The sequence below is a fragment of the Massilia rhizosphaerae genome (assembly GCF_016093545.1).
Lineage (GTDB): Bacteria > Pseudomonadota > Gammaproteobacteria > Burkholderiales > Burkholderiaceae_D > Telluria > Telluria rhizosphaerae.
Window position 1 is genome coordinate 120,655 of the sequence record NZ_JADKYX010000009.1, and the last position, 14,218, is coordinate 134,872.

The 14,218-nt window shown below is 65.0% G+C and carries 19 protein-coding genes; 11 read left to right on the top strand and 8 right to left on the bottom strand.

What is annotated here, in order from left to right; all coding sequences use genetic code 11:
- Positions 1 to 8: 8 nt before the first annotated feature.
- The gene (locus ISF28_RS15100) at positions 9 to 1,013 is read right to left on the bottom strand and encodes a hypothetical protein (protein WP_198117993.1); all 1,005 of its coding nucleotides are present in this window, start codon (positions 1,011 to 1,013) and stop codon (positions 9 to 11) included.
- 92 nt (positions 1,014 to 1,105) lie between these two features.
- A complete protein-coding gene (locus tag ISF28_RS15105) occupies positions 1,106 to 1,672 on the bottom strand; it encodes a TetR/AcrR family transcriptional regulator (protein WP_198117994.1) in 567 nt (188 codons plus the stop codon).
- A 148-nt stretch (positions 1,673 to 1,820) separates the two neighbouring features.
- Between ISF28_RS15105 and ISF28_RS15110 the strand changes: the two genes are divergently transcribed.
- Positions 1,821 to 2,297 carry a nuclear transport factor 2 family protein gene (locus tag ISF28_RS15110; RefSeq protein WP_198117995.1) on the top strand — a complete coding sequence of 159 codons (477 nt, stop codon included), beginning with the start codon at positions 1,821 to 1,823 and terminating at the stop codon, positions 2,295 to 2,297.
- A 4-nt stretch (positions 2,298 to 2,301) separates the two neighbouring features.
- On the opposite strand, the gene sodC is transcribed toward ISF28_RS15110, so the two are convergent.
- Positions 2,302 to 2,832 (bottom strand): superoxide dismutase family protein, encoded by a 531-nt coding sequence (gene sodC, locus ISF28_RS15115; protein WP_198117996.1) that lies wholly within the window; start codon positions 2,830 to 2,832, stop codon positions 2,302 to 2,304.
- Positions 2,833 to 2,999: 167 nt separating this feature from the next.
- Between sodC and ISF28_RS15120 the strand changes: the two genes are divergently transcribed.
- Positions 3,000 to 3,299 carry a hypothetical protein gene (locus tag ISF28_RS15120; protein WP_198117997.1) on the top strand — a complete coding sequence of 100 codons (300 nt, stop codon included), beginning with the start codon at positions 3,000 to 3,002 and terminating at the stop codon, positions 3,297 to 3,299.
- Between the two features lie 59 nt (positions 3,300 to 3,358).
- On the opposite strand, the gene ISF28_RS15125 is transcribed toward ISF28_RS15120, so the two are convergent.
- Positions 3,359 to 4,549, bottom strand: a complete 1,191-nt coding sequence (locus ISF28_RS15125) for a metallophosphoesterase (RefSeq protein ID WP_198117998.1) — start codon at positions 4,547 to 4,549, stop codon at positions 3,359 to 3,361.
- A gap of 223 nt (positions 4,550 to 4,772) precedes the next feature.
- On the opposite strand from ISF28_RS15125, the gene yfcF reads away from it, so the two are divergent.
- Positions 4,773 to 5,390: a glutathione transferase gene (gene yfcF, locus ISF28_RS15130; RefSeq protein WP_229519103.1), complete on the top strand. Its 618-nt coding sequence runs from the start codon at positions 4,773 to 4,775 to the stop codon at positions 5,388 to 5,390.
- A gap of 67 nt (positions 5,391 to 5,457) precedes the next feature.
- On the opposite strand, the gene ISF28_RS15135 is transcribed toward yfcF, so the two are convergent.
- From ISF28_RS15135 to ISF28_RS15145, 3 genes are all read right to left on the bottom strand, one after another.
- The gene (locus tag ISF28_RS15135) at positions 5,458 to 5,595 is read right to left on the bottom strand and encodes a hypothetical protein (RefSeq protein ID WP_198118000.1); all 138 of its coding nucleotides are present in this window, start codon (positions 5,593 to 5,595) and stop codon (positions 5,458 to 5,460) included.
- Between the two features lie 158 nt (positions 5,596 to 5,753).
- Positions 5,754 to 6,200 (bottom strand): hypothetical protein, encoded by a 447-nt coding sequence (locus ISF28_RS15140; RefSeq protein ID WP_198118001.1) that lies wholly within the window; start codon positions 6,198 to 6,200, stop codon positions 5,754 to 5,756.
- Positions 6,197 to 6,925 carry a phytanoyl-CoA dioxygenase family protein gene (locus ISF28_RS15145; protein WP_370663439.1) on the bottom strand — a complete coding sequence of 243 codons (729 nt, stop codon included), beginning with the start codon at positions 6,923 to 6,925 and terminating at the stop codon, positions 6,197 to 6,199. The genes ISF28_RS15140 and ISF28_RS15145 overlap by 4 nt, the downstream gene beginning before the upstream one ends.
- Positions 6,926 to 7,148: 223 nt before the next feature.
- Between ISF28_RS15145 and ISF28_RS15150 the strand changes: the two genes are divergently transcribed.
- Genes ISF28_RS15150 through ISF28_RS15180 form a run of 7 tightly spaced genes read left to right on the top strand, consistent with a single transcriptional unit; the run spans position 7,149 to position 12,194 of the window.
- Positions 7,149 to 7,562 (top strand): CsgE family curli-type amyloid fiber assembly protein, encoded by a 414-nt coding sequence (locus tag ISF28_RS15150; RefSeq protein ID WP_198118003.1) that lies wholly within the window; start codon positions 7,149 to 7,151, stop codon positions 7,560 to 7,562.
- 20 nt (positions 7,563 to 7,582) lie between these two features.
- On the top strand, positions 7,583 to 8,008 hold the full coding sequence (locus tag ISF28_RS15155) for a curli assembly protein CsgF (RefSeq protein WP_198118004.1): 426 nt from the start codon (positions 7,583 to 7,585) through the stop codon (positions 8,006 to 8,008).
- Positions 8,005 to 8,853: a CsgG/HfaB family protein gene (locus ISF28_RS15160; RefSeq protein WP_198118005.1), complete on the top strand. Its 849-nt coding sequence runs from the start codon at positions 8,005 to 8,007 to the stop codon at positions 8,851 to 8,853. Before ISF28_RS15155 ends, ISF28_RS15160 begins: the two co-directional genes overlap by 4 nt.
- On the top strand, positions 8,853 to 9,263 hold the full coding sequence (locus ISF28_RS15165) for a hypothetical protein (RefSeq protein WP_198118006.1): 411 nt from the start codon (positions 8,853 to 8,855) through the stop codon (positions 9,261 to 9,263). Before ISF28_RS15160 ends, ISF28_RS15165 begins: the two co-directional genes overlap by 1 nt.
- A gap of 39 nt (positions 9,264 to 9,302) precedes the next feature.
- Positions 9,303 to 10,238: a hypothetical protein gene (locus ISF28_RS15170; protein WP_198118007.1), complete on the top strand. Its 936-nt coding sequence runs from the start codon at positions 9,303 to 9,305 to the stop codon at positions 10,236 to 10,238.
- A 49-nt stretch (positions 10,239 to 10,287) separates the two neighbouring features.
- Positions 10,288 to 11,220 (top strand): hypothetical protein, encoded by a 933-nt coding sequence (locus tag ISF28_RS15175; protein ID WP_198118008.1) that lies wholly within the window; start codon positions 10,288 to 10,290, stop codon positions 11,218 to 11,220.
- 35 nt (positions 11,221 to 11,255) lie between these two features.
- Positions 11,256 to 12,194: a hypothetical protein gene (locus tag ISF28_RS15180; RefSeq protein WP_198118009.1), complete on the top strand. Its 939-nt coding sequence runs from the start codon at positions 11,256 to 11,258 to the stop codon at positions 12,192 to 12,194.
- A gap of 13 nt (positions 12,195 to 12,207) precedes the next feature.
- Here the strand turns inward: ISF28_RS15180 and ISF28_RS15185 are convergent, their stop codons facing one another.
- A complete protein-coding gene (locus ISF28_RS15185) occupies positions 12,208 to 13,098 on the bottom strand; it encodes a LysR family transcriptional regulator (protein ID WP_198118010.1) in 891 nt (296 codons plus the stop codon).
- Positions 13,099 to 13,194: 96 nt separating this feature from the next.
- Here ISF28_RS15185 and ISF28_RS15190 point away from each other — a divergent pair, with 96 nt between their 5' ends.
- Positions 13,195 to 14,202, top strand: a complete 1,008-nt coding sequence (locus tag ISF28_RS15190; RefSeq protein ID WP_198118011.1) for a zinc-dependent alcohol dehydrogenase family protein — start codon at positions 13,195 to 13,197, stop codon at positions 14,200 to 14,202.
- Positions 14,203 to 14,218 lie beyond the last annotated feature (16 nt).

Sequence of the window (14,218 nt, forward strand, 5' to 3'; positions counted from 1 at the left end):
CGCTGCCGCTACATGCGCGAGACGGACGGGCGCAGCTGTTCCAGCAGCCCAGCCTCGGACGAGCAGCCGAATTTTTCGTAGACCGCCTTCACGCAATCGCGCAGCACGGCGTCGCTGACTTCCATGTTGGCGCGCGCCGATTCGCGGCCGCCGCCCACCCCCATCCAGAACGCCACCTCCGCCTGTTGCGGCGACAGCTCGACGGAGCCGAGCGCGCGCCAGATGCGCAGCGGCAGCGGCACGACGAACTTCATGAAGATGCCGACCGTGCGGATGTACGCCGGATCCTCGGCATGCAGCGCGGCCGCGCCGCCGGCGCTCATCCACTGGGCGCGCGCCTCCAGCACGCCGCCCGCCATCGCCAGCGTGCCGAGCGGCAGCAGCCACGGATAGCGGTCGCCGTGCGCCACGGATTCCACGAGGCGCAGGCAGAACGGGGGCAAGGTGCGGCGGTCGAAGACCTGGCGTTCCTGCGCCGCCAACTGGTCGAGCAGCGCGCCGGCCGAATCGCTCAGGTACAGGATCTGGCCGTCGACGGTGGCCAGCAGCATGGCCTCGTCCTCGACGACGCCGGCGCTGCCGGCCGCCAGCTCGGGCGCGTTGCGCAGCACGTGCTCGAAATACGTCGCCACGCGTTGCAGGTCTTCCTCGTCGTGCCGGTCGAACGGCGGCCCGTCGTGGCGCCACAGCGTGATCTCGCCCAGCCGCTGGCCGGCGTTCGAAAGCGGCGCCTGCAGCGTATCCAGCGCGGGCGTGGTCGGCACCGTAAAGCCGGCGTGGTCGCGGAACGCATAGCCGCTCGGCGGCGGCAGCACCGGCACGTACGACGCTTCGTGCGCGGCCAGCGGCGACGCCTCGGCCGGCTCGACGCGCAGCGCCAGCTCGGCGCAGGCATTCGGAATGAGTTCGCGCACCAGCGCGAACGCGTCCTGGACGATCGTCATCAGGTCCAGTCCCGCGTAGCACAGGATGCGCAGGCGAGCCCACTGGCGGCTGTTCTTTTTGCGGGACACGGGCGGTTGTCGGTTGTCGGTTGTCGGCTGTCGGCGGATCAAGGAGAGGTAACGTAAAGCGCGGCTAATACTGATCGTTACGACAACGAATGTCAACCGCCGGCGTCCCTCTCGACGCGCGCGAGCAGGCGCCGGCCCGCGTCGACGATGCGGAGGTCAAACCCCATCTGCGCACGCACGATCATGCCTTCCACGCACAGCATCGCCTCTTCCGCCACCCGTTCCGGCGTCCCCAGGCCCAGGCGCGCCGCGGCAGTGGCAAGATAGCGCTCCAGGTCGCGCTTGTGGCGCACGGCCTGGTCGCGGTGGCGCGGGTCGTCCGTCGCGCCCGTCTCCGCGACGGCATTGATGAAGGCGCAGCCGCGGAAATCGTCCTGCCCGAACCACTCGCCCAGCACGTCGGCCACGGCGGCCAGTCCTTCGCCGCGCGCGAGCCTGGCGTCGACGGCGGCGGTGAACCAGGCGGTCCAGTGCTCGTGGCGCCAGTCGAGGAAGGCGGCGATCAGGTCGTCCTTCGATGCGAAATGGCGGTACAGCGACATTTTGGCGACGCCGGATTCCGCGACGATCCGGTCGATGCCGGTGGCGCGGAAACCGTCGCGGTAGAACAGGCGCTTGGCCGTGTCGAGGATGCGGTCGCGGGCGGAAGGCTGGGCCATGGTCGTGATCGTGATCGTGATCGGTCGGAATGCGGGGCTCCAGTATATGATACAGACCTGTCTATATCAACTACCAGGATAGCCAGGCCGCACGGTGCCGGATTCGCATACGATACAGACCTGTCTACATCATTCATAAGGAGCGCACATGTCCGCCATCGAACCCCGTCCCCCATTCCCACCGTTCACGCGTGAAACGGCCATCCAGAAAGTCCGCCTGGCGGAAGACGGCTGGAACAGCCGCGATCCGGAAAAAGTCGCGCTGGCGTACACGCCGGACAGCCGCTGGCACAACCGCACGGAATTCGTCGACGGCCGCGACCAGATCGTGCAATTCCTCGACCGCAAATGGAAGAAGGAACTGGACTACCGCCTCATCAAGGAACTGTGGGCCGTGGACGGCCACCGCATCGCCGTGCGCTACGCCTACGAATGGCACGACGATGCCGGCAACTGGTTCCGCACGTTCGGCAACGAGAACTGGGAATTCGACGAGCGCGGCCTGATGCAGCGGCGCTACGCCTGCCTGAACGACATGCCGATCAAGGAATCCGACCGTAAATTCCACTGGCCGCTGGGCCGGCGCCCGGATGATCATCCCGGGCTGTCGGACCTCGGCCTGTAAGGCCTTATTCGATGACGCCGCAGGCGATGCGGGCGCCCCCGCCGCCCAGCGGTTTCGGGGTATCCGCAAAATTGTCGCCGCCGGCGTGGATCATGAGGGCCTTGCCCTTCACTTCGGCCAGCCTGGTGAGGCGCGGCGCCGTCACGGCCGTGCCGGCCCCGCCGTTGTCGCTCACGACGAGCGGCGGCAGGTCGCCCAGGTGGCCGTCGCCGGACGGGCCGGCGTGGTGCTTCGAGGCCGTCGGGTCGAGGTGGCCGCCGGCCGCGCCGGCCGCGACCTTCTTGCCGTCCTTCTCGCTCGTGCCGCAGCTGGCCATCTCGTGCACGTGGAAACCGTGCGTGCCCGGCGGCAGGCTCGTCAGGTTCGGCGTGAACACGAGGCCGCCCGGGGATTCGGTAATCGTCACGCTGCCGATCATCTTGCCGGTACCGTCGGCACTGACGAGGGTCATCGGGGCGTGCAACTGGTCCGCGGCCTGGGCGCCGGCGGCTGCGCCGAGCGCGCATGCGAGTGCGATGAGCGATTTCAAAGTCATACCGTCTCCTTTCAGGGGTCTTTCAGGTTGGGAATGTGTCGCCGGGATAGTGTATTCGATAAAAATTGATCAAGGTGAACGGGACGAGATGCTGAGCTGACACAACGGGCACCGTGGGGCGGACATGAACAATGGCAAGTCGAAATCGCCACTGCCAGGGAGACATCATGCAAGAGTCTGAGGAAAATCAACTTGCCCAATTGCACCAGCAAATCCTCGACGCGCATCCGGAACTCGCGGCCGACGCCAGCCTGCCGGAGCGGCTCGAGCGCGCGTATGCGCATACGGTCGAATTGGGATTCACGGACGGCGGCGCCATCGCCCGCTTCCTCCGCTACGAAGCCACCGCGCCGAATTTTTATCGCCAGCCGGCGATCGACGCGTGGCTCAGGGCGCCGGGCCAGCCGGTCGAGCAGCGCTTTGCGGACGTGCTGGAGCGGGTAAAGTCCAGGCTGCGGCGCGATTGACGGCCGCGCGGGCGCGGGGCCGTCCTGGCATCATCATCGTCCGGCCATTCGGGAATGCGTCAAGGCTGCACGCGGGTCCAGTTGAACGGGCCGAACGAGCTCGCCGTGTTGGCGGCGCTTGCTGCCGGGTCCACCGTCAGCTTGAGCCATTCGAGCGGCATGGTGCTGCCATGGACGACGATCCTGTGGAAGTTGGGGACGTCGTAACCATTGGGCTGACTGGCGTAGGCGTCGTCCTTGCACGCGGTGGTCTGCACGCCGGCGCCGGATTCGGTGACGCAGGATTGGCCGGCCTTGAGGGGATTGTCGGAGCGGTACACGTGCGAGTCGCCGTTGATCAGCAGGACCGGCTTGCCGAAGGTCTTCGTGTTGCTGGCGATGGCGTCGATGAACTGCTTGTACTGAGCGATATGGCTCGCCGCTTTCCCATCCAGGTCCCACATGTCGGCCTGCAGCATGATCACCATTGCCGTGTCGCCATTCGCCGCCGCCGTCTTGTAGGCGCTGGCGAGCCAGTGCAGATCGGCGGCGGTGCGATTCGCGACGTCCTGCTGCTGGCTGGCGCCCATCGCCGGGGCGCCGTACCACGGGTCGGTGTCGTTGTTCGATCCGCCCGGAACGTTCATGGTCACGAACATCACGCCCGATTTCTCGAACTGCACGTTTTCCACGTACTCCTTGTCGGACGGGAAGCTGGCGTCGAACGCCGTTGCCTGCGACACGACGCCCATCCCGCCCGCGCCCAGCGTCTGGCCGGGCGTGGCGAAGAAGATCTGGCGCACCAGCTTCAGGTTCTCCACCGGATCGCCACCCTTGTAGTCGACCAGGTTGCCGCCGGCGTCCTTGACGAAATCCACGGTGGCGGTCGTCGCGTTATAGGTACCGCCGCCTTCGGCGGCCTTGTGGCAGTCGGTCCACTCGTTGTCGCCGGGCGTGTAGACCAGCGGACGCTTGAACCCCTTCCATTGGTCGAAAATGGAAACGTCGTACGCCTGGGTACAGTATTGCTTGCCGGAGTGGATGTCGCCGGCATGCATCACCAACGACACCTCCGGATCGCCATTGATGGCATTGATGAACGCCGGATTCGCCTGGAACTGGCTGGTGTCCGTGGCCTTGGCGCCATAGGGCGCGTCGCCGATGACGGCGATCACCGACTTCGAAGGAGCGTTATCGCCGCCACAAGCGGCGAGCATCAGAGGCAGGCACAGAGTGGACAGGACGGCGGAGACAATGGAAGCTTTGCGCATGATGAGGCCATGTCCTGCTTTGTCCAGTGACATGGTTTATTGACAATACAAAGATTGTTACCCAGAAATGTGACGAGGCAGTGACCGATCCGGCCATGTGAAACGACGCAGGTGAAGTCCAGGTTGCGGCGGGATTGATGCCATGCGCATGGGTTGCGCAAGCACGCACGCTCGCGTTATCGTTTCTGTCCCAACACCGTTCGCCACCGTGCCAAGGAACCCCATGCTTCTCTACGTCGACGCCCAGTACGCCAGCCCCTACGCGATGTCCGTTTTTGTCGGGCTCAAGGAAAAGGGCATCCCATTCGATATGCAAGCGCTGGATCTTGGCGCAGGCGCGAACCGCACTGCCGATTACGCCGCCACATCGTTGACGCAGCGCGTTCCCACTCTGGTCGAGGGAGACTTTCACTTGTCCGAGTCATCGGCAATTACCGAATATCTCGACGAGACGTATCCGGGAACTGCCCTGTATCCAACGGCCCCCAAAGCAAAGGCTCGCGCCCGGCAAATCCAGGCGTGGTTGAGAAGCGATCTGCTGCCGATCCGCCAGGAGCGTTCGACGGAAGTGCTCTTTTATCGCCGCTGCGATGCCCCCTTGTCCGACGCCGCGACGCTGGCCGCGCAAAAGCTGTTCACGGCCGCCGATACGCTGTTGGCACCAGACCGTGAGCACCTGTTCGACGCCTGGTGTATCGCGGACGTGGATCTCGCCTTGATGCTGAATCGCCTCGTCCTGAATGGCGATGCCGTGCCGGCGCGGCTTGCCGACTACGCCGGGAGACAATGGCAGCGGGCATCGGTCCAGGCGTGGGTGAGCCTGTCGCGCCCACCACTTTGATCGGACAAACCAATTCGTTCGCCGCCGGCCGAACAGCATTGCGGCCGGCATGGCGTCACGCTGCGCCTCAACTCTTCGTCAGCGCAGCGATAAATTCATCGGAATCGAACCCGTCCTTCATTTGATGCCCGCGTACGATCAGAAACGGCGTACCGTCGGCGCCGTACCTGTTGAACTCCCGCACGCATTGCTTGTCCACGCTCATATTGCATTCAGTGAACGCAAAACCGTACCGGCGCAGTAAGGACACTCGGAGGTGCTGTACATCACGACGTCGCTTGCCCGCACCGTGGCGGCAAAGGCGTGCAATTGCTCCTCGGTGGGATTGTCGAGCGCGGCGGCGCGAGATAGTTCAGCGGCATTCTAGGCCAACCGTTCAACTGCCCGTTGAACGCACGCCGCTTTTTTCTGCAGATCGCCATACACATCGGTTTCGTCTTCAAAACCCTGCGCATTCTCAACGATATAGTTCAGGCCTGACAGAATCGTTTCTGTCGCCAATTTCACGGCTTGAGGGTCCGACGATAGACGCTCTTCGACAACGCCAATGAAAGCGTCCGCGACATGAGCGCAGTCTGTTTTAGGGTGCGCCCGCACGTAGTCACTGAAGCCGCCGATGTAATACGCGAAAGGTAGCCTTGGCATAAATCGAATATCCTGCGCGCGCATCAGGACGTTATTCCTGAAGAATTTCTGCATGTCGGCGTTGTTGCGGCCATAGAAATTTCTGAATGCATCTTCAGCATCGAAATCTCCGTCGACATCGCCCCAGTCCTCTTTCGAAGGCACCTGGATCAACGATCTGTTCATTGACATACTCCGTCCATGCCGTCCACTTTGCCTAGGAGACCGATTTGCTGGCCGGCCGCATGCTCCCACCGCAGCCCGTAAGGCAGCGCGGGCGGCCCGAACACGAAATGGAGCACGCGGCGCCGGCACGTTCCCGTCGCCTTCGATGACGCGTGCAGGGCGAGCGGCCGCATCACGAGCGCCCCGCCCCGGTCGACGGTGCACGTGACGACCGGTCCGTCCCGCCTGAATCGACGCGCGTCGGCGGCGTCGATGCGGCCGCGTGCATGCGTGCCCGGGACGATTTGCAATGGACCATCGTCTTCCATGCATGGATCCAGATGGACGCGCACGGCGACGAGCGTCTCCAACAATTCCGCCGGCGGCTGCACGAACAGCGTGCCCTCCTTCTCCGACCAGCCGCGCAATGCCGGATGATCGACCCGCTCGCGCACGGGAATGCTCAAGTCCTGGTGGATCGGCACGAGCCAATTCTTGTCGACCGATTTTTCGAAATACGTGCATTGCACGGCCACGTGGCCGGCCGGGATGAGTGCGTCGACATCCGCATGTGCGCGCAACGTCTCTGCGAGCGTGCGGCACCAGTCATGGGTCAGGAGGCTGCGCGTGCCGGGCGAATCGGAATCGAACGAGCCGACGCAGGCCGCGATCGCATCGCACTGCGATTCGGTGACGACGGTTGGGATGACGGCGAAACCGTCGCGAAGGAAAGTGTCGATGAGCACGGCGGAAGCTGGGCGTTGCGATGCTTGCCATGGTACTTCAGCCATGGAAGGGCAAGGCATTTTTATCGCCAGCCGATCGGAAGACGAGCAAGGCGGTCGGTGCGGCCATTGGGTGTCTGACGGCGCTCATGAACCACCCCATCCATATCGATACACTTCATCTGCCACTATTGCTTATTTTATAACTATTATGCAACAAACATTGCCGCTCGCCACCAGGACAATGCGTCTCGCGTGCCTGGTCCTGGCAACGACCTGCCCGCTGGCCGTCCATGCCGCCGCTGCCGACGAGGCCGGACGCAGCCTGCAACCGGACGGCTGGGGCATCGTCACGAGCCAGGCCATCACGGTCGCGGGCCAGGAATTCTGCCGCTACTTCCTGGCCGAATGGCTCGACAAGCCCGGCAGCGACCGCTACACGATCGCCATCCGCGAGCGCCCGTCGGCGCGCTGGGGCACCCAGGTCTGGGTCGAGTTCGGCCCACGCCGGGTGGTGCAGGTGCAGTTGCCGCCAGCGCGCGCCGAAATGAAGGCCCTGGGCGAAAGCGCCGCCGAGGGCGCCTACGAGGCGATCCAGGACATCGAGCGCCAGCGCCGGTTCGTCCGCGATGCCGACCTGGCACCCGACGAATTCTGATCCAGCAAAAGGAGTCAGCCATGTTCTACCGATTGTCCCTGCCCATTGCCTGCGGCCTCGCATTGTGGGGCGCTGTCGCGGGCGCGTCCGAACTGGTCTACGTGCCGGTCGATCCGAATTTCGGCGGATCGCCGTCCAACGGTCCCGGGCTGCTCGCGTCGGCCTCGGCGACTACGAAGCACGGCCAGTCGGGGCTCGGCGGTGCGTCGCTGTTGAACCAGTCGCCGCTGGAACAGTTCAACCAGACGCTCGAACGCATGATGCTGAGCCAGCTCGCGTCCGCCGCGACGTCGAAGCTGATGGGACAGGATGGCAAATTATTGCCGGGAACGTTCTCGACGGAGAATTTCATCATCACCGTCACCGACCTGGGCGGCGGCCTGCTGCGCGTGACGACCACGGACAAGTCCAGCGGCGCCGTCACCTCGTTTGAGGTCGGCCAATGAACGCGCCGCGGCCGTTATGGCTGGCGACGCTGGCGCTGTCAGCGCTGCTGGGCGGATGCGCGCATGCACCGTCGGCGGTGCGCGACAATGCCGAGCTCACGCCCGAGACCGCCTTCACGCGCGACCTGCTGGCCCTGCCGCCGCCCAAGGGCAAGATCGCGGTGGCCGTGTACGGCATCCGCGACCAGACCGGCCAGTACAAGCCGGCGCCGGACAGCTCCTTTTCCACGGCGGTGACGCAGGGCGCATCGTCGATGCTGATCCGCGCGCTGCAGGATTCCGGCTGGTTCATCCCGGTCGAACGCGAGAACCTGCAGAACCTGCTCACCGAACGCAAGATCGTGCGCGCGCTGGAGATGCCGCAGCCGGCGGGTACGCCCGCCGTGCAGATCCCGCCGCTGCTGGCGGCGTCGGTCCTGATCGAGGGCGGCATTGTCGCCTACGAAAGCAATGTCCGCACCGGCGGCATCGGCGCGCGCTTCCTCGGCATCGGCATGAGCACGCAATATCGCGTCGATCAGGTGACGGTCAGCCTGCGCACCGTCGACATCCGCGCCGGCCAGATCCTGCAAAGCGTCTCGACGACCAAGACCGTCTATTCGTACGAGCTGCATCCCAGCGTCTTCAAGTTCGTCAACGTGAAGGACCTGGCGGAATTCGAGGCCGGCGTCACGAGTAACGAGCCGCCGCAATTGTGCGTCAACGAGGCGATCGAGGCGGCCGTCGTCCACCTGATCGCCCAGGGCATCGAGGCCGGCAACTGGACGTTGCAAAACGATGCCGACCGGTCCAACCCGGTGCTGAAGCGCTACCTGAAGGCGACCGGCGCGCCGGGGAGGGAGTGATGAATACCATACGAGCAGCGCAACTGGTTTCGCTCATGTGCGCCCTGCTGCTGGCCGCAACCGCATGGGCCGGCGACCTTGCCCCATCCGAACTCGATGGCCGGGCCACGGCAAGGATGGTGGCCGCCCTCGTCGCGCGGCAAGACCAGGTGACGGTCGCGCAGGACGGCACGGGCAACAACGCCGGCGTCGTGCAAAGCGGCTTGGACAACGAGGCCACGATCCAGCAGCGCGGCCTGCGGAACGACGCCGGCATCCTGCAGACCGGCGCCGGCAACCGCGCCGCCATCGAACAGCAGGGCGTGCTGAACACGGCGCGCATCGAACAGTACGGCCGGCAGGGACAGGCGCGCATCACCCAATACGGCAACGGCAAGACAGCCACCATCGTTCAGTACCAGGGGCGCTGAATGACGCGTGTCATGCCCCTTACCACTTCAGGAGCAACCATGAAAACCGGACTCTCGGCAATCGCATTGAGCCTCACCCTGGCATTCTCCAGCCAGTTCGCCATGGCGGCACCGACCGTCACGGTGTCGCAATCGGGCACCGGCAACACGGCGGCCGCCGAACAATCCGGCTTCACCCCGGACGCCTTCGTCACCGCGACCATCACGCAAATCGGCAACAACAACCACGTGGGCGGTCCCGGCGGCACGACCAGCGGCATCGTCCAGACCATGGGGGAAGGCGCCACGGCGACCGTCACCCAGACCGGGACGGGCAACAACGCCGGCATCCTGCAGCACGATGTCGGTTTCATGCCGCCGAACGTCCAGATCACGCAAACGGGCAATACGAACAGCGCCGTGGTCGACCAGGGCCCCAGCTCCGGGGCCGACGTCATCATCAACCAGAACGGTACCGGCAACACTGCCACTGCCCAGCAAAATGCGGCGGACACCGAAGTGCGGGTGACGCAGACCGGCACCAACAACAGTGCGACGGTCGTCGATCAACTCACCGGCACGACGATCGGCCCGACGATCGAGCAGAACGGCGACAGCAATACCGTATCGGCCACCGAGATCAACACGAGTATCGGCGGTCACACCATCATGCAGACGGGCCTGCGCAACCACGCGGTCACCAACCAGTTCGAGGCATCCGGCTCCGACCTGCTGATCCAGCAGATGGGCGCCGACAACCAGGCCACCATCAACCAGACCGGCAACCTCCAGTCCGCGACCATCAACCAGAACGGCAACGCCAACCTGGCGAGCATCGACCAGCGCGGGATGAGCGGAGTCTTCCTCGGCAACACGGCACAGATCACGCAGGCCGGCAACAACAACAACGGCTCGATCCGGCAAGTCGGCGACGGCTTCGCGGCCACCATTGCCCAGGTGGGCTCGGGAAATACCATGAGCATCTATCAACACTGAGCGGCCGGCCGCACACCCATCGCATGGCTATCCAAACAAGGAGCACGTCATGAAATTCGCACTCTCGGCAATCGCATTGGGCGTCAGCCTGGCGTTTGCGAGCCAGTTCGCCGCGGCAGCACCGACCGTCACGGTGTCGCAGTCGGGCACCGGCAACACGGCCGCCGCAGAACAATCCGGCTTCGATCCGGACGCCGACGTCACCGCGACCATCACGCAGATCGGCAACAACAACCACGTGGGCGGTCCCGGCGGGACGACCGCCGGCATCGTCCAGACCACGGGGACCGCCGCGGCGGCAACCGTGACCCAGACTGGGACGGGCAACAACGCGGGCATCGTGCAAAGCGATGTCGGCGTCCACCTTCCAAACGTGGAAATCACGCAATCAGGCAATACGAACAGCGCCATGGCCCGGCAGGGGCCCAGCTCGGGGGCCGACATCATCGTCAACCAGAGCGGCACCAGCAATGTCACCACAGTCGACCAGGCAGCGGCGGATTCCGAGATCCGGGTGACGCAAATCGGCCTCAACAACAACGCGACAGTCGCGGAGAACGGCACCGACCTGTTCGGCGTGAGGATCGAACAGAACGGCGACGGCAATACAGCGACGGCCACCGTGGCCGGCAACGGCCTCAGCAATCACAGCATCCTGCAGACGGGCTTGCGAAACAACGCCGTCACCAACCAGTTCAACGCGTACGCCTCGGACCTCTTGATCCAGCAGTCGGGTGCCGACAACCATGCCGAAATCAGCCAGACCGGCGTGATGCAGACCGCGACGATCGACCAGAACGGCAACAACAACCTGGCATGCATCGACCAGACGGGCCTGAGCGGGACGTTCATCGGCAACACGGCCCTGATCGCGCAGGCCGGCAGCAACAACAACGGATTGATCCGGCAAGTCGGCGACGGATTCGCCGCCACCATCAGCCAGACCGGTTCGGGCAATACCATGAGCATCTACCAGCACTGAGCGGCCGGTCGACAGTTCCTAGCTAGGAGAACATCATGAAGTTCAGACTCTCGGCCTTAACATTGAGCATGATCCTGTCATGCGCCGGCCCGTTCGCCATCGCCCAGTCGGCCACCATCACGGTGTCGCAATCGGGTACCGGCAACACGGGCGCTGCCGAACAATCCGGCGTCGAGCCCAGTACCTCCGCGACCATCACCCAGGTCGGCACCAATAACCACGTGGGCGGTCCCGGCGGCACAACGGCCGGCATCGTCCAATCCAACGGCAACGGCATCGTGCAAGTGAGCCAGACCGGCTCGAACAACAACGTCGGCATCGTGCAGGACAGCCTCGAGGCCATTCCGTCGATCGCCGACATCGTGCAGGCCGGCAATGCGAACAGCGCGGTCACCCACCAATCCTTCGATTCGGGAATCGACATCCACGTCAGGCAGAACGGCAGCGGCAACGCCACCAACATCAGCCAGGGCGGGGAGGATTCCGTGATCCGTGTGACGCAAAACGGCACCAACAACGACGCGACGGTCGTCGGCGACGGCACCACCCGGCTCGGCCAGGCTATCGAGCAGAACGGCGACGGCAATACCGTGACGGCCACGGCGATCAACGCCGACTCCAACAACGCCGACTACACCATCACCCAGACGGGGGCGCACAACAACGCGATCGCCAACCAGACCCGCTCCTCTTTCTCCCTCCTCTCGATCCAGCAGCTGGGCGCCGGCAACCAGTCCGATATCACCCAGACCGGTGATCTCCAGTCCGGGACCATCAACCAGAATGGCAGCGGCAACCTGGCGAGCATCAATCAGGCAGGCTTCGCCTCGGCGGAACCGCGCCTCGGCAACACTGCCCTGATCACCCAGGCCGGCAACAACAACAACGCGACGATCCGCCAGGCGGGCGATGCATTCACGGCCACCGTCAGCCAGATCGGGGCCGGCAATTACGCGAACGTCTACCAGCACTGAATGGCTTGATCGCCTAGGTCGCCTCGCCGAAACGCTCGACGACGAAGTCGATGAAGCTGCGCAGCTTGGGCGAGCGATAGCGGTCCGGCAGGTAGACGATGTGCATCGGCCGCTCCGGCAATCCGTATTCGGGAAACAGCTGGACGAGGCGCCCTGCGCGCACGTCGGCCTCGAGCAGGATCGTCGGCTGCAGCACGATGCCGAGCCCTTGCAATGCCGCGGTGCGCAACGCCTGCCCGTTGTTGATTTTCACGCGGCCGTTGACGGACACCTGGCAGACGTCGTGATCGTGCCGGAACCGCCACTGGTTGATGCTGGCGGCGCCGAACGCGAGGCAATCGTGGTGCGCCAGGTCGGCCGGCGTGTCCGGCATACCGCGCCGCGCGAGGTACGCCGGCGACGCGCACAGCATCAACCGGTACGGCGCCAGCGGCCGGGCGACGACGTTCGCATCCGGCGGCAATTGGCCGACACGGATGACGGCCTCGTAGCCATCTTCCATCAGGTCGACGAAGCGATCGGAAATATCCAGTTCGACGTCCACTTGCGGATAGCGCGCCAGGTAATCGGACAGCACCGGCGTCAGCGCCTCCGTGCCGAACGTGACGGGCGCGCTGACGCGGAGCAGGCCCGCAGGCGCGAGCCGCATCGTATGCGCCTGGGCATCCGTCTCCGCGACGAGCCGCAGGATTTCCTTGCAGCGCACATAGTATTCCTCGCCGAACGCCGTCACGTGCTGGCGTCGCGTCGTCCGGTGCATCAGCTGCATGCCGAGCCGCTGCTCGAGCGCGCGCACGTGGTTGCCGGCCATCGTCGCCGACATGCCGCACACCTCCGCGGCCGCACTGAGGCTACCCTTGTCGACCGTGAGCACGTAGACCTTCATGCTGTCCAGCAGATCCATTCGCAAGTCCTGGTTGAAAATGTTGCAAGAAAAGCCGAGTTTATCGTCTTTCGATTGGCAATCACACTGGGCGCCTCATTTCAAAGGAGCCAACCCATGTACGCCATCCAGCTTGTCGAACCGTCGTTGACCGCTTTCCGCCGCACGTCGCTGCCCGATCCGCAGCCGGGCCCGGGCGAGGTCCTCATTCGCCTGCGCGCGGCCGCGCTGAACTACATCGACGTCGCCGTCGCGACCGGTGCCTTCCCCGGCGCGACCTTGCCGCTGGTGCCCGTCGCCGATGGCGCCGGAGAGATCGTCGCGCTGGGCGCGGACGTGACCGGTGTCGCGCTTGGCGAGCGCGTCATCCCGCACTTCATGCCGGACTGGCTCGACGGGCCGATGCGCCCGGAACGGATCGCGGCCATGCGCGGCATCACGCGGCCGGGATCGCTGTCGGAGTACGTGGTCGTGCCGGCGTCGAGCGTCGTGCGGTTTCCCGATCACCTCGATTTCGCCCAGGGTGCCACCCTGCCGATCGCGGCGACGACGGCGTGGAATGGGGTACGGTCGGCGTCCGTGCGCCCCGGGTCGACGGTCGTCATCCTGGGCACGGGCGGCGTCAGCCTGTTCGCGCTGCAGTTTGCCAAGGCGAGCGGCGCGACCGTCATTCTCGTGTCGTCATCGGACGAGAAGCTGGAACGCGGGCGTGCGCTCGGGGCGGATCACCTGGTGAATTATCGTGCGGCGCCGGATTGGGACAAGGCGGTGCTGGACATCACGGGCGGGCGCGGCGTCGACCTCGTCGTGGAGACCGTCGGGGGGACATCGTTCGCGCGCTCGCTGAACGCCGTCGCGATGGGCGGGACCGTGTTCACGGTCGGTTTCGTGGCGGGGACGGAAACGTCGTTCAACCTGTTCAGCGTGATCGGCAAGGCGGTGCGCATCGTCGGCAACAGCACGGGGTCGGTGGCGGACCTGGGCGAGGCCGTGCGGGCGATCGCGGCGAACCGGATCGTGCCGGTGGTCGACCAGCGATTCGGGATCGACGAGACGGCGGCTGCGTTTGCGGAACTGGCGGCCGGGTCGCGGCATTTCGGCAAGCTGGCAATCTTGCTCGAATGACCGGAAGACGTACAAA